The organism is Azospirillum melinis (assembly GCF_013340935.1).
Lineage (GTDB): Bacteria > Pseudomonadota > Alphaproteobacteria > Azospirillales > Azospirillaceae > Azospirillum > Azospirillum melinis.
In genome coordinates this window covers 146,898-171,252 of sequence record NZ_WHOS01000011.1, presented here as the reverse complement: position 1 = coordinate 171,252, position 24,355 = coordinate 146,898, and the positions used below count along the sequence as shown (strand labels likewise).

The following is a 24,355-nucleotide window of genomic DNA, read 5'->3' as shown; positions in this document are numbered from 1 at the left end:
CTGCTGTGCGATGCCGGCACCGTCACCCTGTCCTACATCGGCCGCCCGGCGGCTCGGCCAGCCGCGGCAGCGTGGCCTGCACGCTGGCGAAGCTCCAGGCGTTTGCCGACAGCAGCGCATCGCGCGTCGGCCCGTAAAGTGCGGCGGCCACCTCAGCCTCGGCGGAGCCGTCTTCGAAAGAAGCGATGGCGGTGGCGCCGAGCTTGATCAGCGCACGGCCGCACAGGCCGATGGCGGTCAGGGCCATGGGACATGTCTCCGGGTAGCGGGCATGAAGCGGAAGGCGAGCGGAAGGCGCCGTCGGTGCGGCGCCCTTCCCTTCGGCGGATCAGTCGCTGTTGACGCTACCGAACGGCGTCAGGTTGGCGACGTCGACCGACCCGTTGGCGCTGGCCGCCACCACCAGCACGCCGGTGGCGGGGGTGGCGCCGCCGACCGCGCAGTTCGCCAGCAGCATGTCGCCCACCCGCAGCAGGTCGGCCGCCGCGTTGAAATAGCCGGCGGTATCGACGTCGGTTGCCACGTCATGCGTGGTGTAGTGCCAGAGCGTGAAGCCGTTCGCATAGGCGAGCACGCTCAAATCCTTGGACGCATAGGCCATGGATCGAAGACTCCGGATTTTGTGTGGGGGATGGGAAAGGGAGGGCCGCTCGCCTTCCTCCGTTCAGCTCTCCAGGCAGCGCAGGGTGACCACGCCGCTGGTGTCGATCAGCGCGGCGCCCTGGCTCATCATGTTGTTGACGAAATGCGCTGCACGGTCGCCGTGCCAGGTGATGTCGGTCTTCACGTCGGCACCCGCCGCGTGGCCGACCGCCGTCTTGTGGTACCAGTGGCAGAGCCGGACGTTGCCGCTCAGCGTCAGGCCGGAATGCGGCAGCCACAGCGTTCCGAGCCATCGCTTGGCCTGGGTGCCGCGCCAGGGCAGCTCGTCGGAGCCGACATAGTCGGCGCTGGCGAACTCCTCGATGCCCAGCAGCTGGCTCCACTGCTTCCAGCCGACGACGGCATAGCGCTGGCCGTCGTCCGGCACGTCGGCCTCGCCCATCATCTCGAAGGCCGTCAGGATCTTGGCCTTGGTCAGCCCGTCGGTGGCGCTGCCGGCATAGTTGACGGACCTGTTCAGCTCGGCGATCAGCAGTTCGTCTGTCTTGCGGCCCAGCGCATAGGCGCCGGCATTGGCGATGATCTGCCGCTCGTCAATGTTGGTCTTCAACTCGTCCAGCCGGTCGACCCAGTCGCCGGCATAGAAGTCGTACAGCGCGCACTCCACCGGCGTATGGTCCAGATTCATCACCGGAACCGCGCCGTGGCGCGACTTCGTGGCGGCGGCGCCCTTGCCGACCTTCTGGAAGACGGTGGAGGCGCCCTGCACATTGTTCTTGCCGCGCACCGTGTTGCGCAGCTTGGAGCCCATGCGCTGGTAAGCCTCATGGACCTCGCGCTCGAACTGCTTGACGAATGCCTGGGCGATGCTCGTCGACATGGGTATGATTTCCTTTCGCGTTCCTGCGGATCCCGCGGGGAGTATGGCGGGGGGATTCGTTCCGCCACCCGGTTGTCGGGGGTGCGTGCGGGACGCAGCGCCGGCCGCGGGCGAAACGCGAAAACAAAAAGGGCCGGCCGGACTTGGGAGTGTCCGGCCGGCCCTTTTCGGACCGAAGCGAGGGGGAGCTCTGGTGCTGTCGGGCGTAAGGTCCAGGGGCGGACCCGTCGCCTTGACGGGTTTGGTTTTAGGATTTTATGCGGAGACGATCAAGGACTATTTTCATAAACCCATCCGCCGGCGACTGTCTTGCCGCCGGGAACCTCAATGCCGAACCGGCCCCGCCACCCAATGGCTGACGATGGTCTCCGCCTGGGCCGGCGGAATCTCCGGATGGTGGTAGCGGTAGACGGTCACCGCCGCTTCCAGCGCATAGCGCTCCGGCTGGCCGCAGCGGCACAGGCCGGAGTAGCAGCGCTGCACCGCATCCCGGCAGGCGATGGCCTCGGCGATGGGCTGGTCGGCCTCAGGAAAACGGGGATCGGTCATGGACGCTCCTCCTCATCCCGGACGCCGTCGGCCGCGTCGTCCAGCGGCACCCCGTAGATTTCAAGCCGGTGCCCGACGATCTTGTAGCCAAGCTCGCGGGCGATCCGCTCCTTCATCGCCTCCAGCTCCGGGCTGGCGAATTCGATGATCCGGCCGGTGCGGGTGTCGATCAGGTGATGGTGGTGGTCCGCCGTCGCCTCTTCATAGCGGGCGCGGCCGTCGCCAAGGTCAACGCGCTCGATCACCTGCGCGTCCTCCAGCAGCCGCATGGTGCGGTAGACGGTGGCGATGGAGATGCGCGGGTCGATCTGCACGGCGCGGCGATGCACCTCCTCGACATCGGGGTGGTCGTCCGCCTCCGACAACACCTGTGAAATGACACGACGCTGGCCGGTCATCTTCAGGCCCTTTTCCATGCACAACGCTTCCAGACGCGACGTCATAACCCCAACCCTGGTCTTTGCTTGCCGATGCCCCCATCATACTGAAAACCGTTCGCAATCCCAGAGCGGTTTCGCAGCGGCATGAAGTCGTCACCCCGCCGGCCGTCCAGGCGCGCCGGCCAATGCGCCAACACTCAAGACGGAGGACCCACCAGAATGCCCCGCACCCTGTCCCTCGCCCCCGCCCTGCTGTTCGCCGGCCTGTCGCTGGCCGCCGCTCCGGCCCTGGCCCAGCAATCCGCCCCCGCCCCTGCTCCCGCAGCCCAGGCCGCCGTCGCCGACGCGCAGGGCAAGCCGCTGGGCACCGTCACCTTCACCAAGTTCCCGCATGGCATCCTGGTGCATGGCCAGTTGGAAGGTCTGACACCGGGCTGGCACGGCATCCACATCCACGAAAACGGCGCCTGCACCCCCGATTTCAAGGCGGCCGGCGGCCATTTCGCCGCCCAGGGCGCCAAGCACGGGCTTGAGGCCGAGCACATGCATTACGGCGAGTTGCCCAACATCTGGGCCAACGAGGCCGGCAAGGCCGGGTTCGAGGCGATCACCCACATGGTCACACTGACGGACGGCGCCGACGGCCTGTTCAAGCAGGGCGGCACCTCGATCGTCGTCCACGCCCAGCCCGACGATTACCTCAGCCAGCCAGCCGGCAATTCCGGCGACCGCATCGCCTGCGGCGTCATCAAGAAGCCGTAAGCCTCGGCACCAAGACACGGGGCGCGACCCTATGCCGCATGACAGGGGAGCCGGTTCGCGCCCTTTTTTCCCGCCAAGCTTCCGCCTGTTCAGCCGAACCGGCACGGCGCACCCCTGCCGCGCGCCGAGTTTGCTTGCCAAATCAAGCCACCGGCCCTATCTGTCCGGAGTCGGACGGCGCCCGGCGCCGCGCAAGCCCGCGCAGGCACCTGATCGCCCGCCGCCCGACGGCTCCGCGCCAACCCGCCGCGGAGCGCGCAAGCCCGGCCGCTCCCTCCTGGCGCGGCCCCCATTCTGGTGACCAGGACCATCGCTTCCATGACCGAATTTTCCGGCCTCGGCCTGATCGAGCCTCTTCTGCGCGCCGTCGCCGAGGAAGGCTACTCCACGGCCACGCCGATCCAGGCCGGCGCCATCCCGCTGCTGCTGGCCGGCCGCGACGTGCTCGGCCTCGCCCAGACCGGCACCGGCAAGACCGCCGCCTTCACGCTGCCGATCCTGCAGCGGCTGTTCCAGAACAAGAAGCGCGTGGCCGCCAAGTCGCCCCGCGTGCTGATCCTGACCCCGACGCGCGAACTGGCGCTCCAGATCGGCGACAGCTTCACCACCTATGGCCGCCACTTGCCGATCCGCCGCACCGTCATCCATGGCGGCGTCGGCCAGAGCCCGCAGGTCGCCGCCATCGCCCGCGGCGTCGAGGTGCTGATCGCCACTCCGGGCCGCCTGCTCGACCTGATGGCGCAGAACCACGTCAACCTCGGCACCATCGAGTTCTTCGTCCTCGACGAGGCCGACCGCATGCTCGACATGGGCTTCATCCGCGACGTGCGGAAGGTGGTCGCGGTGCTGCCGAAGGAGCGGCAGACCCTGCTGTTCTCCGCCACCATGCCCGACGCGGTGGTGGATCTCGCCAACAGCATCCTGACCGATGCCGAGCGCATCGAGGTGACGCCGCAGTCGACCACGGTGGAGCGCATCAACCAGCGCGTCCTGTTCGTCGACCGCGCCGACAAGCGCCGCCTGCTGGCCGATCTGCTCGAGGATTCGGCGATGGCCCGCACCATCGTCTTCGCCCGCACCAAGCACGGCGCCGACCGCATCGCCGACCATCTGAAGAAGGCCGGCATCACCGCCGATGCCATCCATGGCGACAAGTCGCAGTCGGCCCGCGTCCGTGCACTGGAAAGCTTCCGCAACGGCGAGCTGCGAGCACTGGTGGCGACCGACATCGCCGCGCGCGGCATCGACATCGACGGCATCAGCCACGTCATCAACTTCGACCTGCCGAACGAGCCGGAAAGCTACGTCCACCGCATCGGCCGGACCGCGCGCGCCGGCACCGACGGCAGCGCGGTGTCCTTCTGCGACCATGAAGAGGTCGGCTATCTGAAGGACATCGAGAAGACGATCCGCCAGCCGATCCCGGCCGACACCACCCACCCCTACCACGCGGTGGAGGTGGCGCAGATCCACGCGTCGTCCAAGCCGCCGCCCCGCCCCAAGGCGCCGGGCAGCAACCGCAACCAGAACAACCGCAACCAGCAGCAGGCCCGCCCCGCCGCGCCGAAGGCGGCGCCCAAGGCCGCCCAGCAGCCCGCCAAGGCACCGCAGAAGGCCGGCAAGCCGGCCGGCGCCCCGCGTCCGGACGCCGCCCGCAACGACCAGAACCGCCACGACCGCCGCCCGGCCCCGCACGCCGTGTCGCATGGCAACAGCCATGGCAACGGCAGCGGCAAGCAGGCGCCGCGTGCGGCCGGCACCCCCGGCGGCAACACCCCGATGCGGCGCAAGCCCAACGCCGCCTGACCCCGACAGCGCGCCCACAAGAAAAAGGCCCCGTCTCCAGCGAGACGGGGCCTTTTTCATCCGGTCCTCATCCAGGCCGGCCGGCGTTCAGCCCTGGGCTTCGGCAGCGTGCGCCGCCTGCACCGCCGGACGGGCGGCGACGCGTTCGGCGAAGGCCGTGAGGTTCGGGAAGGGCGACAGATCGAACTTGATGCGCGGCAGCCAGCTCAGCACCGTGTAGGCATAAGCATCGGCGACGGTGAAGCTGTCGCCGGTCAGGTAGGCTTTGCCCTCCAACTGCTGGTTCAGCACCGCCAGCTTGCCGCTCAGGACCTTGGTTGCGAATTGGCGGTGGGTGTCGGACACCACGTCGTTCAACATCGGGAACAGCGGGACGACGCCCTTGTGCAGTTCCGACCCGATGAAGTTCAGCAGCTCCTGCACGCGGTAGCGCTCCATCGTGCCGGCCGCCGGGATCAGGCCGCTGGCAGGAACCTTGTCGGCGACGTACTGCACGATCACCGCACCCTCGGTCAGGATGCTGCCCTCATCGAGCGCCAGGGTGGGCACCTGCCCCTTCGGGTTCACCGCGCGGAAATCGCTGCCGTCGGCCAACGTCTTGGCCGCCAGATCGACCTTGACCAGTTCGAAGGGCAGTCCGGCCTCGCGCAGGACAATGTGCGGCGACAGCGAGCAGGCGCCGGGCTTGTAATAGAGCTTCATGTCTCCGAGACCCCTCTTTGGGTGGTTGGCGCCGCCATGGCTACCCCAAAGAGACCGGCACCGCCAGCTTTCCCGAGGGATCAGACCGCCTGCGCCGCCAGCTTCCGCGCCTGACGATCGATGAACCACCAAGCGCCACTCGATGCCACCTGGCACAGGCGGGTGTGCGGCTTCAACCCGCAGGCCTTGAACACCATGGCGATGGCGCGGTCGACATGTTTGCGGCGATAGCGGCCGAACGCCCGGCGCTTGTAGGCGGCGTTGTAGAGCTTGTGCTCGTAGACGGCGTCGGCCGGCGCGTTGGCCGCGTAATAGGCATAGGCCAGCTCGTCGTCCTCCGACTCACCGATGCGCGACAGCGCCACCTTCAGCCGCTGGACCTTGTTCAGCCCTTCGCGGTCCAGATACTTCTTAGCGTAGGTGTAGAAGATCTTGTAGTGGCGCAGCTCGTCTGCGGCGATGTTGCGGCAGATCTCCTTCAACACCGGTTCGTCGGTCGAATCGCCGATGGCGGCGTAGTAGGAACTGGTGCCGGTCTCCACCATGCAGCGGGCGATCATCTCGCCGGTGCGCGAACCGCGGACCGAGGCGTCGAGGTCGATCGGCACGCGATAGCCGGCGCGGAACCGCTCGACCGCCGCCCGGAAGTCGAAGGTCGGGTCGACCAGTTCGGCCCAGCGTCCAAGCGCCTCGCCATGCTGGACCTCCTCCACCGCCCAGCCGTGGGCGGCCTCCTGGAACTCAGGATCGTCGCTGAAGACGTTGCACAGATAGGCGGTGTAGTCGTCGGCGTTGAACTCCACCAGTGCCGCCGCCTTGATCAGCGGAACCAGGTCCGGATCGATCTTGCTGGCATCGAAACGGTCCCAGGGAAGCTCGTCGATCCGCCAATGCGCACGCGCCATGATCCGCTCTACCGCCTCGTTTTGGGCCGCCCTGCCGTGGCGGCCGGTTCATATCGGGAAAGGTTCGTTCCGGGAAAGGGTCCGTCCCCCATGTCCCCGCCTTTTGCCATCGGATGCGGCGGGGTTCACGGTTCAGGCCTTCGAATGTAATCGGTCTTCGCCGCGATGCAACCAAGTCGCAACGGAAAACGGGCGGCCTGGAAGCCCAAGCCGCCCGTTCCGTCGAAGAGATGTATGCCGTCCGCCCCAAAATGCAGGCCGACGGCCGCTGCCGCTCAGTGAGCGGAACCCTGGCTCAGCGCGTCCAGCTTGGCACGCGCGACGGCCAGCTTGGACTCGGCGGCGGCCCGCTCGGCGTCGGACTTGCTGTCGTCCAGATCCTCGGACAGGTCCTTGATCTGCTTCTCGACCGCGGCGCGGTCCAGGTCGGTCAGCGCAACCGCTTCCTCGGCCAGGACGGTGCAGCGGGCTTCGGTCACCTCGGCGAAGCCGCCGGCGACGAAGACGCGGTCGACGATGCGGTCGCCTTCATAGACGTCGATGACACCCGGACGCACGGTCGAGATCATCGGCGAATGACCGGCGAGCACGCCGAAATCGCCTTCCGAACCCGGCACCACGACCATGTCCACGGGCTGCGACTTCAGCAGCTTTTCCGGCGAGACCAGCTCGAATTCGACTTTATCGGCCATGGGTTTCCTGGTGCCTCTTCATAGGAACCCCCTCCCCCGCTGACGGGGGGAGGGGGTGTGCTGATGTCGATTTCCGCCCGGCCTTCTCACGCCTCTTCGCAAGGCCGATGGGGCCGGGCCGGAATGCCGCAATCCCTGGTGTGGGATCAGGCGGCGGCCAGCTTCTTGGCCTTGGCGATCGCCTCGTCGATGGTGCCGACCATGTAGAAGGCGGCCTCCGGCAGGTGATCGTAGTCGCCGTTCACGATGCCCTTGAAGCCCTTGATGGTCTCTTCGAGCGGGACCAGCACGCCCGGGGTGCCGGTGAACACCTCGGCGACGTGGAACGGCTGCGACAGGAAGCGCTGGATCTTGCGGGCGCGGGCCACGACCAGCTTGTCCTCTTCCGACAGCTCGTCCATGCCCAGGATGGCGATGATGTCCTGCAGGGACTTGTAGGTCTGCAGAACCTTCTGCACCGAACGGGCGACCGAGTAGTGCTCGTCACCGACAACGCGCGGGTCGAGGATGCGGCTGGTCGAGTCGAGCGGGTCCACGGCCGGGAAGATGGCCATTTCGGCGATCGAGCGCGACAGCACCGTGGTGGCGTCCAGGTGGGCGAAGGAGGCGGCCGGGGCCGGGTCGGTCAGATCGTCGGCGGGCACGTAAATGGCCTGCACCGAGGTGATCGAGCCCTTCTTCGTCGAGGTGATGCGCTCCTGCAGGGCGCCCATGTCGGTGCCCAGCGTCGGCTGATAGCCCACCGCCGACGGGATGCGGCCCAACAGAGCCGACACTTCCGAACCGGCCTGCGTGAAGCGGAAGATGTTGTCCACGAAGAACAGCACGTCCTGGCCTTCCTCGTCGCGGAAATATTCCGCGAGCGTCAGGCCGCTCAGCGCGACGCGGGCGCGGGCACCCGGCGGCTCGTTCATCTGGCCGTACACCAGGGCCACCTTGGAGCCCGGGCCGTCGAGCTTGATGACGCCCGACTCGATCATCTCGTGGTAGAGGTCGTTGCCCTCGCGGGTACGCTCACCCACGCCGGCGAACACCGATACACCGCCGTGCGCCTTGGCGACGTTGTTGATCAGCTCCATGATCGTCACGGTCTTGCCGACGCCGGCGCCGCCGAACAGGCCGATCTTGCCGCCCTTGGCGTAGGGAGCCAGCAGGTCGATGACCTTGATGCCGGTGATCAGCACTTCGGCGTCCGTCGACTGGTCGACGAAGTCCGGGGCCTGACGGTGGATCGGCAGCGAGCGGGCGGCGTTGACCGCGCCGCGCTCGTCGATCGGCTCGCCGATGACGTTGATGATGCGGCCCAGCGTCTCCGGGCCGACCGGCACGGCGATGGGCGCGCCGGTGTCGGACACCTCGGCGCCGCGCACCAGACCGTCGGTGCTGTCCATGGCGATGGTGCGGACCGTGCTCTCACCCAGGTGCTGCGCCACTTCCAGAACGAGGGTCTTGCCGTCGTTCTGGGTGTGCAGGGCGTTCAGGATCGCCGGCAGGTCGCCGTTGAACTGCACGTCCACGACGGCGCCCGTGACCTGCGTGATCTTGCCGACAGAATTGGTGGTGGCCATGGAGTAAAGCTCCCTAGGAACTCGGTAAGTGTCGGTATGCCGTCGCCGGCGCAAATGGGCTGGGCCCTACGGGTCGAATGCTGCCGTTACAGGGCTTCGGCACCGGAGATGATCTCGATCAGCTCCTTGGTGATGTAGGCCTGGCGCGTCCGGTTGTAGGTGATCGTCAGCTTGTTGATCATGTCGCCGGCGTTGCGCGTCGCGTTGTCCATCGCGGTCATTCGGGCGCCCTGCTCGGACGCGGCGCTCTCCAGGAGGGCGCGGTAGATCTGGATGGACAGGTTGCGCGGCAGCAGTTCGGCGAGGATCTGCTCCTCGTCCGGCTCAAACTCATAGAGCGGCTTCACCTCGTCGGTGGCCGCGACCGCCTCGCCGGGGACGGCGAACGGGATGAGCTGCTGAACCGTGACGATCTGGGAGATCGCCGACTTGAACTTGTTGAAGACGACGGAGCAGACGTCGAACTCGCCGGCGTCGAACATCGCCAGCACCTTCGTCGCCACCATGTCGGCGTCGCTGAAGCCGAGCCGGCGGCGGCCGACATCCTCGTAGCTCTCGACGATCAGCGAGGCGAACTCGCGGCGCAGCTGGTCGCGGCCCTTGCGGCCGACGGTCAGCACCTTGACGGTCTTGCCCTCGCCCTGCAGGCGGGTGATCTGGCGCTTGGCCTCGCGGACGATGGAGCCGTTGAAGGCGCCGCACAGGCCACGGTCGGAGCTGATGACGACCAGCAGATGCACCTTGTCGGCGCCCGTCCCGGTCATCAGCTTCGGCCCGTTGCCGCTGTCCTGCACGTTGGCGGCCAGGGACGACAGCATACGGCCCATACGCTCCGCGTAGGGACCGCTGGCTTCCGCCTGCTCCTGGGCGCGGCGCAGCTTGGAAGCCGCAACCATCTTCATGGCCGAGGTGATCTTGCGCGTCGACTGGACGCTCGCGATCCGGTTCTTTAGGTCCTTGAGGTTAGGCATGCCGGCCCTTCAATTCCGCTCGAGGTCGTTCCGTGACCGTCTCTTCAAGACGGTGGGGGGCGGTTTCCCGCCCCCGCGCGCGGTCGGTCAGGCGAAGACCTTGGCGAAGCCGTCGAGGAAAGCCTTCAGCTTCTCTTCGGTCGCCGAGGTGATCTGCTTGTCGGTGCGGATCGCCGCCAGGATATCGGCGCCCTTGGCGCGGATTTCCGACAGGAACTTGGCCTCGAAGCGGTTGACGTCCTCGACCTTGATGGCGTCCAGGTAGCCCTTCACGCCGGCGAAGATCGACACGACCTGCTCTTCAACCGGCAGCGGCTGGAACTGGCCCTGCTTCAGCAGCTCGGTCAGACGGGCGCCGCGGGCCAGCAGGCGCTGGGTCGAGGCGTCGAGGTCCGAGGCGAACTGGGCGAAGGCGGCCATCTCGCGGTACTGCGCGAGTTCCATCTTGATGGTGCCGGCAACCTGCTTCATCGCCTTGATCTGGGCGGCGGAGCCGACGCGGCTCACCGACAGGCCGACGTTGATGGCGGGGCGGATGCCCTTATAGAACAGGCCGGTTTCCAGGAAGATCTGACCGTCGGTGATCGAGATCACGTTGGTCGGGATGTAGGCGGACACGTCGCCGGCCTGGGTTTCGATGACCGGCAGGGCGGTCAGCGAGCCGTTGCCGTGGGCGTCGCCCATCTTGGCGGCGCGCTCCAGCAGGCGGCTGTGGAGGTAGAACACGTCGCCCGGGTAGGCTTCGCGGCCCGGCGGACGGCGGAGCAGCAGCGACATCTGGCGGTAGGCGACGGCCTGCTTGGACAGATCGTCGTACACGATCAGGGCGTGCATGCCGTTGTCGCGGAAATACTCGCCCATCGTGCAGCCGGTGTACGGCGCCAGGAACTGCAGCGGAGCCGGCTCCGACGCGGTAGCGGCGACGACGATGGAGTATTCCATGGCGCCGGCGTCTTCCAGGGTCTTGACGATCTGGGCGACGGTGGAGCGCTTCTGGCCGACGGCGACGTAGATGCAGTAGAGCTTCTTGCTCTCGTCGTCGCCCTGGTTGATCGGCTTCTGGTTCAGGAAGGTGTCGATGACGACGGCGGTCTTGCCGGTCTGACGGTCACCGATGATCAGCTCGCGCTGGCCGCGCCCGATCGGAACCAGGCTGTCGACGGCCTTCAGGCCGGTCTGCATCGGCTCGTGCACCGACTTGCGCGGGATGATGCCGGGGGCCTTCACTTCCACGCGGGTGCGGGTCACGTCGACCAGCGGGCCCTTGCCGTCGATCGGGTTGCCCAGGCCGTCCACGACGCGGCCCAGCAGGCCACGGCCGACCGGAACGTCGACGATGGTGCCGGTGCGCTTGACGGTGTCGCCTTCCTTGATGCCGCGGTCGTCGCCGAAGATCACGATACCGACATTGTCGGTCTCGAGGTTCAGCGCCATGCCCTGCAGGCCACCCGGGAACTCGACCATTTCGCCGGCGCGGACGTTGTCCAGGCCGTGCACGCGGGCGACGCCGTCACCCACCGACAGGACCTGACCAACCTCGGCGACATCCGCCTCGGTCCCGAAATTCGCGATCTGCTGCTTGAGGATCGCAGAGATTTCTGCGGCGCGGATATCCATCAGACTGATCCCCCTGAGGCCTTCATGGCGAGTTGCAATTTGTTCAGCTTCGTTCGCACCGAGGTATCGACCATGCGCGAGCCGAACTTAACGATCATGCCGCCGATCAACTCCGGATCGACGGAGGTGTTCACCAGCACCTTGGAACCGATGGACGCCTTGAGCGCGTCGATGACGGCGTTGCGCTGGGCATCGCTCAGCGGCTGGGCCGAGGTGACCTGCGCCGTAACCTCGCCGCGGCGCCGGGCCAGTTCGGCCAGGAAGCCTTCGATCATCCCGTCGATCGAGAACAGGCGGCGGTTGGCCGCCACCAGCCCGATGAAGCGCTTGGTCAGGTCCGACAGGCCGGCGCCGTCCATGACGGCGGCCATGGCCTTGCCCTGATCGGCCCGGCTGATGACGGGGCTGCGGACGAGGCGACGGAGGTCAGCGCTCTCGGCCAGGATCTGCTTCAGCGTGGTCAGATCGCTCGCGACCGTGTCCAACGCCTGGTTTTCGTCCGCAAGCTCGAACAGCGCGATGGAGTAACGCGCGGCGAGTTCGGATACGCCTGTTCCTTCGGATGCCACCTGATCCCTCGAATTGAGTTCGGTAGACGGTGAATTCGGCGGCCTTATAGGGTGTCAACCCGAGGCACAAACACCCCGGCCGCGAAAGCGAGCGGTCCAATATCACAGGAATCGCGCCCACGCAACGGGGTCTGGACAATTTGGCTGCGGCGTTTTGAGCAACTGCGGAATCATTGGTCGCAACTGCGTTCGCCGAGGACTCGAGTCCCGCTCGACTGGTCATACCGGCTGTGACTTCGATGTGGCCCTATTGCCTGTTTAATTCAAGGTTAACCAATCTGATCCACGGTCGGCCGGAACCGCGCGGGTGGGCGATCCGACCTTGGTTTCCCGTCATTTTGCCCCGCCGCAGCCGCTCCAGGCGACCAGGGACCCTTCCGCGATGACCATCCTGCCGACGACCGAGACTGTTGCGACTGCCGAAGCGGACAACGCCGCCGGCGCCGGCTCCCAAGGAGAAGAGCGCGGGGCGAAAATCATCCAGTTCTGCCGCGCCCGCTTTACCCCGGACGATATGGATGCTTTCGCCGCCGTGGCCGAACCGAAGATTCGCGACGGTCATTGGGTCGGCGTGCTGCGCGAGTCGGGACGCGATCACGACCGGCTTCTGGTGCTTCTGCCGGAGGTGGACCGCCCCGTCTTCCGCTTCGAACGCGACGCCAAAGGCCGCTACAGCCTGTCCTTCCACGACCGGTCGGGCTGGTATGGCATCGGTGCCGGCGACAGCGCCGCGGACTGCCTGTCGATCTGGCGCCCGCGTCGCCCGCGGGTTTCCTGATCCGCGTCAGGCCCGGACCGGCGGCCGTCCCGAAATTTCACCATGTAAAAAAGTGACGTGCGGCAACCCGCCGCACCGGTTTCACAAACACCTCAGCGGTAGACGCCGACAGCCAGCATGTATGGCTTGCCGTTCAACACCAGACGGCGGGCGTGCATCGTCTTGCGCGCGACCTGACCCGTCAGCGGATCGATCCATCGATAGGTGACGTCGGTCCGTCCGTCGCGCGCCACCCCGTCCAGCGCCTCGCGGATGAAGGGCTTGCCCTCGATGTCGTGCAGCTCGTTCAGGTTCGACCCGTTCAGCGTTGCGGTCCAGCCATGGGCGACCATTACCCCCTTGTCGTCCAGCAGCATTGGGTAGAGGTCGCGGTCGGTGAAAGCGCTATCATGACCGGCAAACGCTTCGGCCGCCGCGTCCGGACCGATCCGCTCCAGCAGCTGCTGGGCACGGTCGATCATCGTCAGCGCCTCGGCATCGGTGCCGCGGGTGCGGGCCGGAGCGCCGGCGGCGAACGCGATGACCACCAGCAGCAGAAGAACCGGCAGCACGGTCAGCAGGGTTTGCCTCTGAACGCGCAGACGAAGCTTGGAAAGCATGCCGACCATCAGCCCGAACCTGTCCCTGTGACGTTTGGCTCCGCGGGTTTCATCCCAGCAGGGATGTTTCGATTCGGAACCATCCCTGCCGTGGTAATACCATGCTCCACGCTGTGCAATGGACCAAACGTCACAGGTGCCATGCCGGATCGCCCACAGGATCGCATCGTGTCAATTCGCCGCAGCCTGGTCCGATCGCCTTAACCGCACCTAAAGGAAGCTGTAGGGATCGACATCGATCTGCACGCGGATGGCCGGCGGGATCTCCACCCTGTCCAGCCACTCCGCGATCAACGGCTGAACCTGGGTGCTGCGCGGCGCCTTCATCAGCAGGCGGCGGCGGTGCCGCCCGCGCAGCAGAGCCAGCGGAGCGGGAGCCGGTCCCAATATATGGACGGTATCGCTGCGCGGTGCCGCGCGGCCCAGCGCCATCGCCACCCGCTCCACCAGCGTCGGGTCCTCGCCCGACACGATCAGCGCCGCCAGCCGGCCGAAGGGCGGCATGCCGGCCTCCAGCCGCATCTCCGCCTCCAGCTGATAGAAGCCGTCGCGGTCGCCGACGGCCAGCGCCTGCATCACCGGGTGTTCGGGCATGAAGGTCTGAAGCATCACCCGTCCCGGCCGTTCGCCGCGCCCGGCGCGCCCAGCCACCTGATGCAGCAGCTGGTAGGTGCGCTCCGCCGCCCGCAGGTCGCCGCCGTTCAGCCCCAGATCGGCATCGACCACCCCGACCAGCGTCAGCATCGGGAAATGGTGGCCTTTGGCCATCACCTGGGTGCCGATGATAATGTCCAACTCATGCCGGCCAATGCTCTCCACCATCTCCTGGATGGCGCGCGGACCGTGCAGGGTGTCGGACGCCATGATGGCGGCGCGGGCGTCGGGGAACAGCTCCGCCACCTCTTCGGCGATACGCTCGACGCCGGGACCGCAGGCAGCCATCGTCCCTTCCTCGCCGCATTCCGGGCAGGCATGGGGCAAGGGCTGCTGCAGACCGCAATGGTGGCATTGCAGCTTGCGGGCGAGCCGGTGCTCCACCAGCCACGCCGTGCAGTTCGGGCACTGCATGCGGTGGCCGCAGGCGCGGCACAGTGTCAGCGGGGCATAGCCGCGGCGGTTCAGGAACAGCATCGCCTGTTCGCCGCCGGCCAGCGTGTCGGTCAGCGCCTTGCGCAGGCTGGGCGCCAGCCAGTGCCGGGCGGGAGGGCGGTCGCGCCGCAGATCGACCAGCTCCACGTCGGGCAGCACGGCGCCGCCATGGCGGGACGGCAGCTCGATCCGGGCATAGCGGTGGCTGTCGGCATTGACCTTGGTCTCCAGCGACGGCGTGGCCGACACCAGCACGATCGGCAACCCGCCGAGATGCGCCCGCGCCACCGCCATGTCGCGGGCATGGTAGATCGCCCCCTCCTCCTGCTTGTAGGCGGAGTCGTGCTCCTCATCGACGATGATGACGCCCAGGTCGGGATAGGGCAGGAACAGCGCCGAGCGCGCGCCCACCACCACCGGCACCTCGCCCTTCGACACCGCGCGCCAAGTGTCGCGGCGCTGCGCCCCGGTCAGCTCCGAATGCCACTCCGCCGGCGGTGCGCCGAAGCGGCGGGCGAAGCGGTCGAGCCACTGCGCCGACAGCGCGATCTCCGGCAGCAGCACCAGTGCCTGTTTGCCCTGTTCCAGCGCCGCGGAGATCGCCTCGTAATAGACCTCCGTCTTGCCCGATCCGGTGACGCCGTCGAGCAGGACGGTGGAATAGCATCCCGAGGTCACCCGCTCGCGCAGGTCGTCGGCGGCCCCCTGCTGGTTCGCCGACAGGGCGGGTCCGGGCCGGCGCCAGTCCGGCCGGCCGAGCCGCGTCGGTTGCAGCATCACCGGGTCAAGCAGTCCGGCCTCGGCCAGCCCGCGCACCACCGTCACGCCGCAGCCGGCCTCCTCCGCCAGCTCCGCCGGTGTCCGCGGAGGCCCATCCGTCAGCAGCGCCAGGATGCGCTTGCGCGGATCGGTCATCTTGAAGCCGGGCGGCGGTTCCGCATCCGGCTTGCGCAGATAGGCCAGCATCGGCTTGGGCGGCTCCAGCGCCGACGGCACGCTGACCGCCATGCGCAGGACGAAGCCCGGCAGCGTCATGGTGTAGGCGGCGACCCATTCGACGAAGCGGCGGCCGACCTCGGTCATCGGCGGCACGTCGAACCGGCGCACCACCGCCTTCAGCCGGACGGACTCCACCGTCCCGGCGCCGGGGCCCCAGACCACGCCGATCAGCCGGCGCGGCCCCAGCGGCACCTCGACGAAATCGCCGGGAACCAGCTCCATCCCATCGGGCACACGGTAGTCGTAGGCCTCGCGCAAGGGCAGCGGCAGCAGCACGGCGACGCGGCGGTCCGGCCCGCGCTGCTGCGGCTTCGCCGGGAAATCTGCGGAATTTGCCCTGGAATTGACTGCGGAATCGCCTTCGGGCTGCCCCGTTTCGGGCGCGTCCCCAAGAAGATCCCCCTGAAAGCCCGGGGCGGAACTGGCGGAAATCGAACGCATCGGCTAGAGTGGCCTCATGTCCCGGGCACCGGGCGGGACGGCGCGTCGGTCAGCTTTCCGGCGCGGCCGGTTCCGGTCAACATCAGCAAGCATGGACCCTTCGTCATGAAGTTCTTCGTCGACACCGCCGACATCGCCGAGATCCGCGATCTGGCCGATACCGGTCTGCTGGACGGTGTTACCACCAACCCCTCCCTGATCGCCAAGTCCGGCCGTCAATTCCTCGACCTCGTGGCCGAGATTTGCGACGTCGTCAACGGTCCGGTCAGCGCCGAGGTGGCGTCCACCGACTTCGAGACCATGCTCGCCGAGGCCCACAAGATCGCCAAGATCTCCCACCGCGTCGCGGTGAAGGTGCCGCTGACCCCGGCCGGCCTGAAGGTCTGCAAGATCATCTCGTCCGAAGGGACGATGGTCAACGTCACGCTGTGCTTCTCCCCCGCCCAGGCGATCCTGGCAGCCAAGGCTGGCGCCAGCTTCGTGTCGCCCTTCGTCGGCCGCCTGGACGACATCGGCCAGGACGGCATGGGCATCATCAAGGACATCTGTGAGATCTATAACAATTACGACGCCTTCAAGACCGAGGTGCTGGTCGCCTCGATCCGCACCCCGATGCACATCGTCAAGGCCGCCCGCCTGGGCGCCCATGTCGTGACCGCGCCGGCGTCGGTGCTGAAGCAGCTGTTCAACCACCCGCTGACCGACAAGGGTCTCTCCCAGTTCGTCGAGGACTGGAAGAAGACCGGCCAGTCGATCCTGTAAGGCGGGCCGGAGCGATCATGGCCGACAGGGGCCGCGAACCGGGCCACCCCCCGCGTCAGGCGTCGACTCTCTCTTCGGAGGATGTGCGCGCCTATCTGCGGACCCACCCGGACTTCCTGGCCCAGAACGCCGATCTGGTCCACCACCTGACCCCGCCGTCGCTCGACCGCGGGCGTGGGGTGGTGGACCTCCAGGCCTTCATGGTCGACCGGCTGCGCGCCGAGGTCCGCACCCTCAAGGACCAGCAGCGCGAGCTGATCGGCACCAGCCGGGCCAACCTGAACAGCCAGAACCGCATCCATGCCGCGGTGCTGTTCCTGCTCGATGCCCAGAGCTTCGAGCAGCTGATCCAGACCATCACCACCGACCTCGCGGTCCTGCTCGACCTCGACGTCGCCTGTCTGGTCATCGAATCCAACGGCACCGACATCCCCCATGTCCACCGCTCCGGCGTGCGGGTGGTGGAGCCGGGTGCCATCGCCGGCCGGCTGGGCCGCGCCGACGTGGTGCTGAACACCGACATCCAGGGCGATCCCGAGATCTACGGCCCCGGCGCCGGCCTCGTCCGGTCGGAGGCGCTGATCCGCATCCAGGTCTCCAGCGAGACGCCCGACGGGTTGCTCGCCTTCGGCAGCCGCGAACCCGATACCTTCCACAGCGGCCAGGGCACCGAGCTGGTCGGCTTCCTCGCCCGCGTGATCGAGCGGGTGATCCGCGGCTGGCTGGAGCTGCCGGCGTGACCGAACCGGTTCCCATTGCTCCGAGTTTGGGTTTTTCCGCCAAGCCTGACGTCCAGGATGTGCTGGCCCACTGGCGGCGCTGGATGGAGAGCGAGAAGGCGGTTTCCCGCCATACCCTGTCGGCCTACACCGCCGATGTCGGAGAGTTCCTGCGCTTCCTCACCGAATTCCGCGGCGGCTCCCCGCCCTCGCTCAACGATCTGGGCGACCTGAAGGCGGCGGATTTCCGCGCCTGGATGTCCCGTCTGGCGATGGACGGGCTGGTCGGAGCCAGCCGGGCGCGCAAGCTGGCGGCGGTGCGCAACCTGTTCCGCTGGCTGGACCGCAGCGGCCGGTTGCACAATCCCGCCGTCGCCACGCTGGCGACCCCGAAGGTCAAGCGCCCTGCCCCGCGTCCGCTGACGGAGATCGACGCCGACCGCCTGCTGGAAGAGGCCGAGCGCGACCGCGAGGAGCCCTGGATCGGCAAGCGCGACCGTGCCCTGTTCACCCTGCTCTACGGCTGCGGCCTGCGCATTTCCGAAGCCCTGGGTCTGGCGCGCAAGGACGCCCCGCTGGGCGACACGCTGCGCGTCACCGGCAAGGGGCGCAAGGACCGCATGATCCCGGTCCTGCCGGCTGTGACGGACGCCGTGCGCGCCTATATCGAGTCCTGCCCCTTCACCCTGGCGCCCGACGGCCCCCTGTTCGTCGGCACCCGCGGCGGCCGGCTGAACGCCAGCGTCGCCCAGCACCAGATGCAGAAGCTGCGCGCCCTGATGGGCATGCCGGACAGCGCCACCCCGCACGCCCTGCGGCATAGTTTCGCGACCCACCTTTTGGCGGACGGCGGCGACCTGCGCGCCATCCAGGATCTGCTCGGCCACGCGTCGCTTTCCACCACCCAGCGCTATACGGATGTCGAGAACGAGCAGCTGATGAACGTGTACCGCAATGCCCATCCTCGGGCGCGCAAGGGCTGACGCTCACCGCCTCTAAGCGTCTGCGCATATTGGGGTATTCATTTCTACGCTTATGGCGGCGTCACCTGCCGTGGGGCAGCCAGCTGAACCCCGACGCTCACGATAGAATCCCTTGATTGAAATGAAATTGCCCTTCAAGGCATTTAAACCTCATCGCCAAGTTCTCTAAATTATCCTAGAGAACAACTCGGAGATAATACTTAAGGACGAAAGACGAGATTTGACCCCCTAATTCTCGTTAATCTGTCGTTAATTTTGAAGATCGACAGTTCCCCCTATCCATGCGGCGAAGACGGGGGAAAGACTTTATGCAGACGAAATCCATCCAATCGAAGATTGCGATGCTGTCGGGCTTCTGCTTGGCAGGCACCGTCGCCGTGCTGGTCGGCTTCGCCGTACTGTCGACCCGCTCAAGCAATGAGTTCGTCACCGGGAACGTCGAACGGATCCTCGAAAGCAAAACGACGGAGTCCCTGCAGAATCTCGCGGCCACCCAGGCGGGACTGCTGCGGTCGGAGTTCGACACCGCGCTGAACGCCGCGCGGACGATGGCAAGTAGCTTCTCCAGCCTCGCCGACGACGGGACGCCCGGCCATGTACTGCCGGAACGGCGGCGTGAGGCCTTCAACGGCGTGCTGCTGTCGGTGCTGAAGCGCAACCCGCTGTTCAACGGCACCTATTCGGCCTGGGAGCCCGACGCGCTCGATGGTCGGGACGAGGAGTTCCGCGGCCGCCGCGAGACCGGCACCGACACCACCGGCCGCTTCATCCCCTACTGGAACCGCGATCAGAACGGCCGCATCGCCATGCAGCCGCTGGTCGAGTACGACAGCCGCGACCGTCACCCCAACGGCGTGATGAAGGGCGGCTGGTACATCGGCCCGCAGGAGACCGGGCGCGAAAGCGTGCTCGACCCCCTGCCCTACATCGTGCAGGGCAAGCAGGTGTTCCTGGCGACCCTGTCGGTTCCGGTGGTCATCGGCGGCAAGTTCCGCGGCGTCGCCGGCGCCGACTTTAACCTCGATTTCGTCCAGCAGCTGTCGACGAAGGTCAGCACCGCGGTGTTCAACGGCCGCAGCCAGGTGGTCATCATCAGCAATATGGGCCTGATCGTCGCCCACAGCGCCCGGCCGGACCTGATCGGCCAGTCGATCTCCACCTTCGACGCCTCCTGGCAGGCCGATCTGGCGAGCGTCCAGGCGGGCAAGCCGCATGTCGACATCGAAGCCTCAACCAACATGCTGCGCAGCTTCGCTCCCATCACGCTCGGCAACACCGAGAAGCCGTGGGCCGTGCTGGTCCAGGTGCCGAAGGACATCGTGCTGGCCGACGGCATGGCCCTGGCATCGGCGCTGGGGGAGCGGGCCAATTCCAACATCCTCTGGCAGGTCGCCGTCGGCGCGCTGGTCGCGCTCGGTGCCGTCGCGGTGATGTGGGTGGTCGCCGGCGGCGTCGCCCGGCCGATCCGTGCCAGCGTCGCCTTCGCCGAAGGCATCGCCGCCGGCCGCTTCGACCAGACGCTGGACATCCGGCAGACCGACGAGGTCGGCGCGCTGGCCGAGGCCCTGCGCAAGATGCTGGCCGACCTGAAGCGGATGATCAACCAGCGGGCCGAAGATCAGGCCAAGGCCGACGCCGAGCGCCGCAAGGCCATGCTCCAGCTGGCCGACAGTCTGGAAGCCCAGGTGATGAACGTGGTGGATGGTGTCGACCGCGCCGCGCAGTCGATGACCGGAACCGCCCAGACGATGACCGCCACCGCGACCCAGACCAGCCAGCAGGCCGGCGTGGTCGCCAACGCCTCCCAGGATGCCAGCAGCAACGTGCAGACCGTCGCCAGCGCGACCGAGGAGCTGTCGGCCTCGATCCAGGAGATCGGCGAACGCGTCAACCGTTCCGCCCAGATCGCCCGCGAGGCGGTGGAGGCGGCCCAGCAGGCCAACGGCCAAGTCCTGAGCCTGACCGAGGCGGCGGAGAAGATCGGCACGGTGGTGCAGCTGATCCAGGACATCGCCAGCCAGACGAACCTGCTGGCGCTGAACGCCACCATCGAGGCCGCCCGCGCCGGAGAGGCCGGCAAGGGCTTCGCCGTGGTCGCACAGGAGGTGAAGAGCCTCGCCAGCCAGACCGCCAAGGCGACGGAGGAGATCGCCGGCCACGTCACCGGCATGCAGCGGGTCACCGGCGAGACCGCCGGCGCCATCAGGGGCATCGGCGGCATCATCGCCCAGATCGACGAGATCTCCACCGCCATCGCCGCCGCAGTGGAGGAGCAGGGCTCCGCCACTGCCGAGATCGCCCGCAACGTCCAGCAGGCGGCCAGCGGCACCCAGGAGGTGACGAAGACCATCGCCGACGTCCGCAGCGCCGCCGTCGAGGCCGGCCATTCCGCCGAGAACGTCCTGTCGGTTTCCGGCCAGCTCGCCGGCGACGCCGGGCGCCTGCGCACCGCGGTGAACGGCTTCCTGTCGACGATCCGCGCGGCGTGACGGGCTGATCGACCGCGAAAATACGAAAGGCTCCCCCACCAGCCGGTGGAGGAGCCTTTCGTCGTTATGAACCTTGCGGCCCGCAGATCGGCTGTTCAGGGATCAGATGTGCAGCGGACGCCCGTCCACCGCCAGCGCCGCTTCCTTGACCGCTTCCGACAAAGTCGGGTGGGCGTGGCAGGTGCGGGCGACGTCTTCGGCCGACGCGCTGAACTCCATGGCCAGCACCAGCTCGCCGATCATCTCCGACACGTTCGGGCCGATCATGTGGACGCCCAGCACCTGATCGGTGGCGGCATCCGACAGGATCTTCACGAAGCCGTCGGTGTTGCCGCCGGCCCGGGCGCGGCCGTTGGCGGTGAACGGGAACTTGCCGGCCTTGTAGGCGACGCCCGCGGCCTTCAGCTGCTCCTCGGTCTTGCCGACGGCGGCGACTTCCGGCCAGGTGTAGACGACGCCGGGAACCAGGTCGTGGTTGACATGGCTTTTCTGGCCGGCCAGCTGTTCGGCCAGCGCCACGCCTTCTTCCTCGGCCTTGTGGGCCAGCATCGGGCCTTCGACCACGTCGCCGATGGCGTAGATGCCCGGCACGTTGGTCTGGAAATGGCCGTCGATCTTGACGCGGCCTCGCTCCAGCTCGACGCCCACCGCCTCCAGGCCGAGGCCTTCGGTGTAGGGGCGGCGGCCGATGGCGACCAAGACGGTGTCGGCCTCGATGGTCTGCGCGGCACCGCCGGCGGCGGGCTCGACCGTCAGGGTCACGCCGGTCTCGGTCACGGACGCGCCGGTCACCTTGGTGCTCAGCTTGAAGTCCATGCCCTGCTTGGCGAAGATGCGCTGGGCCTGCTTGGACAGCTCGTTGTCCATGGTCGGCAGCACGCGGTCGAGATACTCGACCACCGTCACCTTGGCGCCGAGGCGGCCCCAGACCGAGCCCAGCTCCAGCCCGATCACGCCGCCGCCGATGACGACCAGATGCTTCGGCACCTCCGGCAGCGACAGGGCGCCGGTGGAGGACACCACGCGCTTCTCGTCGATGGCGATGCCCGGCAGCGGGGTCACATCCGACCCGGTGGCGATGACGATCGCCTTCGACGCGGTGATGGCGCCGACGCCCTCGACCTCGACGGTGTTGGCGGCGGTGATCCTGCCGGCACCCTTCAGCCAGGCGATCTTGTTCTTCTTGAACAGGAACTCGATGCCGGTGACGTTGTCCTTGACGACCTTGTCCTTGTGGGCCTGCATGCCCAGCAGGTCGAGTTCGACGCCGCCGACCTTGATGCCGAACTTGGCGAGGCCGTGGGCCGCTTCCTCGAACTTCTCCGACGCCGCCAGCAGAGCCTTGGACGGGATGCAGCCGACATTCAGGCAGGTGCCGCCCAGCGTCCCCCGCTTCTCGACGCAGGCGACCTTGAAGCCGAGCTGCGCCGCGCGGATCGCGCAGACATACCCGCCGGGGCCGCCGCCGATCACAACGACGTCAAAAGTGCTTTCAGCCATGAGAGGCTTTCCTTTCGCCATTCTTGCTCGTTGCCAAAAGCCGTCCCATCCAGCGGGGAGGGCACGCGGGATCATCCGCGGGGCGATTTATGCCCGCGCTCACGCCCCGTGGCAACGGGACACTTCGTCTCTGGACGCAGGGTTGCGGCCGGAACCGGGAACGGCGAAGCCGAAGGGCACCCCTTTTGCGCAAGGCCCCTCCCCCTTCGATTCCGGAAACCTTCACGGCCCCGCTTGCGTTCCTGTCGGCATCACATCGCCACCGCAACGGAGACCACCGCCATGACCACCATCAAGAAGTTCGCCCTGCTCGCCGTCCTGGGCACCCTGCTGGGCACCACGCTGGCCGCCTGCAACACGGTCGAGGGCGCCGGCCAGGACGTGCAGGCCGGTGGCCGCGCCATTGAGCGTGGCGCCGACAACGTCCAGAAGAAGATGTAAGTGGCCGACAGGGCCGATGGGGGACCGACCGCCAGCCGCGGTTTCCCCCTCAGCCCTTCATGCGCTTGATGGTGTTGGTCGTGCTCTGTCCCTGGACCAGCTCGGCCAGCACCACTTTTCCGCCATAGCTCTGGACGAAATCCGCCCCCACCACCGTCGCGATGGTGTAGTCGGCTCCCTTGACCAGCACGTCCGGACGCAGGGCGTGGATCAGCGTCTCCGGCGTGTCCTCGCCGAAGATCACCACCAGATCGACGCAACCCAGCGACGCCAGAACCGTGGCGCGCGCCGTCTCGTTCTGGACCGGCCGGCTTTCGCCCTTCAGCCGCTTCACCGACGCATCGCTGTTCAACCCGACCACCAGCACGTCGCAGGCGGCGCGGGCCTGCTTCAGCAACGAGATATGGCCGGGGTGCAGCAGGTCGAAGCAGCCGTTGGTGAAGCCGACCCGCTTGCCGCGCAACCGCCAGCGCTCCGCCCGTTCCGCCGCGGCGTCGCGGGTCAGAACCTTTTCCTCGCCATGGCGCCACTGCTGCTCGTGCAGGCCGGACAGCAGTTCGGCCGAGCGGACCACCGCCGTGCCGACCTTGCCCACGACGATGCCGGCCGCCAGATTGGCAAGCCGCGCCGAATCGACCAGATCGATCCCCACCGACAGCGCGGCGGTCAGCGTCGCCACCACGGTGTCACCGGCGCCGGAAACGTCGAACACCTCGCGCGCCTCGGCCGGCAGATGCACCGCATCCCCGGCGGTCACCACCGACATGCCCTGCTCGCTGCGGGTGGCGACGACGGCGCCGATGCCGCAGGTGGCGATCAGGTGGCGGGCGGCGGCGATCACCTCCTCGTCGGTGCGCGCCGGGAGACCGGTGGCCTCCATCAGCTCCTTGCGGTTCGGCGTGACGATGTCGGCCCCGCGATAGCGGCGGTAGTCGCGCCCCTTCGGATCGACCACCACGGTGCGCCCGGCCTGCCGCGCGGCGGCGATCACCGCCACCACCAGCTCGTCGGTCAGCACGCCCTTGCCATAGTCGGACAGGATGACGCCGCCCACCTCGGGCAGCAGGTCACGCACCCGCTCCAGGACGCGGTCGGTCACGGTGATCGGGACCACCGTCTCGATGTCGGTGCGCAGAAGCTGCTGCTGGCCGGCAATGAAGCGGGTCTTCACCGTGGTCTGGCGCCCGTCCTCCATCACGATGGTGCTGTCGCTGACGCCCTCGCGCCGCAGCAGGGCCAGCAGATCGGTGCCGACGCCATCGCGCCCGACCACTGAAACGAAGCGGCAGTCCGCCTCCAGCGCCACCAGATTGGCTGCGACGTTGCCGGCGCCGCCCAGCTTGGGCACTTCGCGGTCCACGCGCAGGACGGGAATCGGCGCCTCCGGCGACACCCGGTCCACCGAACCATAGACGAAACGGTCAAGCATCACGTCGCCAAGGCACAGCACGTTGGCGCGCGACAGGGTGTCGATGTGACGGGCAAGGTCGCTCATGGCGCCTGTCTTACCAACGCCAAAGCGGTAACGCCAGAGGACAAGTTTGCGCCGGC

24 protein-coding genes are annotated in these 24,355 nt (G+C 67.5%); 8 read left to right on the top strand and 16 right to left on the bottom strand.

Annotated elements, in window-relative coordinates; all coding sequences use genetic code 11:
• Positions 1–22 precede the first annotated feature (22 nt).
• The 5 genes from GBZ48_RS11225 to GBZ48_RS11205 all read right to left on the bottom strand — a co-directional run bounded on the left by GBZ48_RS11225 (position 23) and on the right by GBZ48_RS11205 (position 2,475).
• Positions 23–247, bottom strand: coding sequence for a phage connector family protein (locus GBZ48_RS11225; RefSeq protein ID WP_425485985.1), 225 nt, complete (start codon positions 245–247; stop codon positions 23–25).
• 81 nt (positions 248–328) lie between these two features.
• Positions 329–601 carry a hypothetical protein gene (locus tag GBZ48_RS11220; RefSeq protein ID WP_174471115.1) on the bottom strand — a complete coding sequence of 91 codons (273 nt, stop codon included), beginning with the start codon at positions 599–601 and terminating at the stop codon, positions 329–331.
• A gap of 63 nt (positions 602–664) precedes the next feature.
• Complete coding sequence (locus GBZ48_RS11215; protein ID WP_174471114.1) at positions 665–1,483, bottom strand: phage capsid protein; 819 nt, start codon at positions 1,481–1,483, stop codon at positions 665–667.
• 324 nt (positions 1,484–1,807) lie between these two features.
• On the bottom strand, positions 1,808–2,032 hold the full coding sequence (locus GBZ48_RS11210; protein WP_174471113.1) for a hypothetical protein: 225 nt from the start codon (positions 2,030–2,032) through the stop codon (positions 1,808–1,810).
• Complete coding sequence (locus GBZ48_RS11205; RefSeq protein ID WP_174471112.1) at positions 2,029–2,475, bottom strand: Fur family transcriptional regulator; 447 nt, start codon at positions 2,473–2,475, stop codon at positions 2,029–2,031. Before GBZ48_RS11205 ends, GBZ48_RS11210 begins: the two co-directional genes overlap by 4 nt.
• A gap of 156 nt (positions 2,476–2,631) precedes the next feature.
• Here GBZ48_RS11205 and GBZ48_RS11200 point away from each other — a divergent pair, with 156 nt between their 5' ends.
• Positions 2,632–3,174, top strand: coding sequence for a superoxide dismutase family protein (locus GBZ48_RS11200; protein WP_174471111.1), 543 nt, complete (start codon positions 2,632–2,634; stop codon positions 3,172–3,174).
• A gap of 318 nt (positions 3,175–3,492) precedes the next feature.
• Complete coding sequence (locus GBZ48_RS11195; protein ID WP_174471110.1) at positions 3,493–4,980, top strand: DEAD/DEAH box helicase; 1,488 nt, start codon at positions 3,493–3,495, stop codon at positions 4,978–4,980.
• 87 nt (positions 4,981–5,067) lie between these two features.
• On the opposite strand, the gene gstA is transcribed toward GBZ48_RS11195, so the two are convergent.
• From gstA to GBZ48_RS11160, 7 genes are all read right to left on the bottom strand, one after another.
• Positions 5,068–5,682 carry a glutathione transferase GstA gene (gene gstA / locus GBZ48_RS11190; protein WP_174471109.1) on the bottom strand — a complete coding sequence of 205 codons (615 nt, stop codon included), beginning with the start codon at positions 5,680–5,682 and terminating at the stop codon, positions 5,068–5,070.
• Positions 5,683–5,762: 80 nt separating this feature from the next.
• On the bottom strand, positions 5,763–6,587 hold the full coding sequence (locus tag GBZ48_RS11185; RefSeq protein WP_174471108.1) for an acyl-ACP desaturase: 825 nt from the start codon (positions 6,585–6,587) through the stop codon (positions 5,763–5,765).
• Between the two features lie 275 nt (positions 6,588–6,862).
• On the bottom strand, positions 6,863–7,279 hold the full coding sequence (locus GBZ48_RS11180; RefSeq protein ID WP_109048033.1) for a F0F1 ATP synthase subunit epsilon: 417 nt from the start codon (positions 7,277–7,279) through the stop codon (positions 6,863–6,865).
• 146 nt (positions 7,280–7,425) lie between these two features.
• Positions 7,426–8,847 carry a F0F1 ATP synthase subunit beta gene (gene atpD / locus GBZ48_RS11175; RefSeq protein WP_174471107.1) on the bottom strand — a complete coding sequence of 474 codons (1,422 nt, stop codon included), beginning with the start codon at positions 8,845–8,847 and terminating at the stop codon, positions 7,426–7,428.
• 86 nt (positions 8,848–8,933) lie between these two features.
• Positions 8,934–9,818 (bottom strand): F0F1 ATP synthase subunit gamma, encoded by an 885-nt coding sequence (locus GBZ48_RS11170; protein WP_109048035.1) that lies wholly within the window; start codon positions 9,816–9,818, stop codon positions 8,934–8,936.
• An 87-nt stretch (positions 9,819–9,905) separates the two neighbouring features.
• Complete coding sequence (atpA, locus tag GBZ48_RS11165) at positions 9,906–11,435, bottom strand: F0F1 ATP synthase subunit alpha (RefSeq protein WP_098739059.1); 1,530 nt, start codon at positions 11,433–11,435, stop codon at positions 9,906–9,908.
• The gene (locus tag GBZ48_RS11160) at positions 11,435–12,004 is read right to left on the bottom strand and encodes a F0F1 ATP synthase subunit delta (protein ID WP_174471106.1); all 570 of its coding nucleotides are present in this window, start codon (positions 12,002–12,004) and stop codon (positions 11,435–11,437) included. Before GBZ48_RS11160 ends, atpA begins: the two co-directional genes overlap by 1 nt.
• A 382-nt stretch (positions 12,005–12,386) precedes the next feature.
• Between GBZ48_RS11160 and GBZ48_RS11155 the strand changes: the two genes are divergently transcribed.
• A complete protein-coding gene (locus GBZ48_RS11155; protein ID WP_174471105.1) occupies positions 12,387–12,782 on the top strand; it encodes a hypothetical protein in 396 nt (131 codons plus the stop codon).
• Positions 12,783–12,874: 92 nt separating this feature from the next.
• On the opposite strand, the gene GBZ48_RS11150 is transcribed toward GBZ48_RS11155, so the two are convergent.
• Both GBZ48_RS11150 and GBZ48_RS11145 read right to left on the bottom strand, forming a co-directional pair.
• Positions 12,875–13,381, bottom strand: coding sequence for a cache domain-containing protein (locus GBZ48_RS11150; RefSeq protein WP_246307125.1), 507 nt, complete (start codon positions 13,379–13,381; stop codon positions 12,875–12,877).
• Between the two features lie 210 nt (positions 13,382–13,591).
• Positions 13,592–15,910 carry a primosomal protein N' gene (locus GBZ48_RS11145; protein WP_425485984.1) on the bottom strand — a complete coding sequence of 773 codons (2,319 nt, stop codon included), beginning with the start codon at positions 15,908–15,910 and terminating at the stop codon, positions 13,592–13,594.
• Positions 15,911–16,015: 105 nt separating this feature from the next.
• Between GBZ48_RS11145 and fsa the strand changes: the two genes are divergently transcribed.
• From fsa to GBZ48_RS11125, 4 genes are all read left to right on the top strand, one after another.
• Positions 16,016–16,672, top strand: coding sequence for a fructose-6-phosphate aldolase (gene fsa / locus GBZ48_RS11140; RefSeq protein WP_174471103.1), 657 nt, complete (start codon positions 16,016–16,018; stop codon positions 16,670–16,672).
• A gap of 17 nt (positions 16,673–16,689) precedes the next feature.
• Positions 16,690–17,412: a DUF484 family protein gene (locus GBZ48_RS11135; protein ID WP_109048039.1), complete on the top strand. Its 723-nt coding sequence runs from the start codon at positions 16,690–16,692 to the stop codon at positions 17,410–17,412.
• Positions 17,409–18,374, top strand: a complete 966-nt coding sequence (locus GBZ48_RS11130) for a tyrosine-type recombinase/integrase (protein ID WP_174471102.1) — start codon at positions 17,409–17,411, stop codon at positions 18,372–18,374. Before GBZ48_RS11135 ends, GBZ48_RS11130 begins: the two co-directional genes overlap by 4 nt.
• 308 nt (positions 18,375–18,682) lie before the next feature.
• Positions 18,683–20,863: a methyl-accepting chemotaxis protein gene (locus tag GBZ48_RS11125; protein ID WP_174471101.1), complete on the top strand. Its 2,181-nt coding sequence runs from the start codon at positions 18,683–18,685 to the stop codon at positions 20,861–20,863.
• A 102-nt stretch (positions 20,864–20,965) separates the two neighbouring features.
• Here GBZ48_RS11125 and lpdA read toward each other — a convergent pair whose 3' ends face one another.
• Positions 20,966–22,363, bottom strand: coding sequence for a dihydrolipoyl dehydrogenase (gene lpdA / locus GBZ48_RS11120; RefSeq protein WP_174471100.1), 1,398 nt, complete (start codon positions 22,361–22,363; stop codon positions 20,966–20,968).
• A gap of 282 nt (positions 22,364–22,645) precedes the next feature.
• Here lpdA and GBZ48_RS11115 point away from each other — a divergent pair, with 282 nt between their 5' ends.
• Positions 22,646–22,804, top strand: coding sequence for an entericidin A/B family lipoprotein (locus tag GBZ48_RS11115; RefSeq protein WP_042692070.1), 159 nt, complete (start codon positions 22,646–22,648; stop codon positions 22,802–22,804).
• A 49-nt stretch (positions 22,805–22,853) separates the two neighbouring features.
• Here GBZ48_RS11115 and rfaE1 read toward each other — a convergent pair whose 3' ends face one another.
• Positions 22,854–24,299, bottom strand: a complete 1,446-nt coding sequence (gene rfaE1 / locus GBZ48_RS11110) for a D-glycero-beta-D-manno-heptose-7-phosphate kinase (RefSeq protein ID WP_174471099.1) — start codon at positions 24,297–24,299, stop codon at positions 22,854–22,856.
• Positions 24,300–24,355 lie beyond the last annotated feature (56 nt).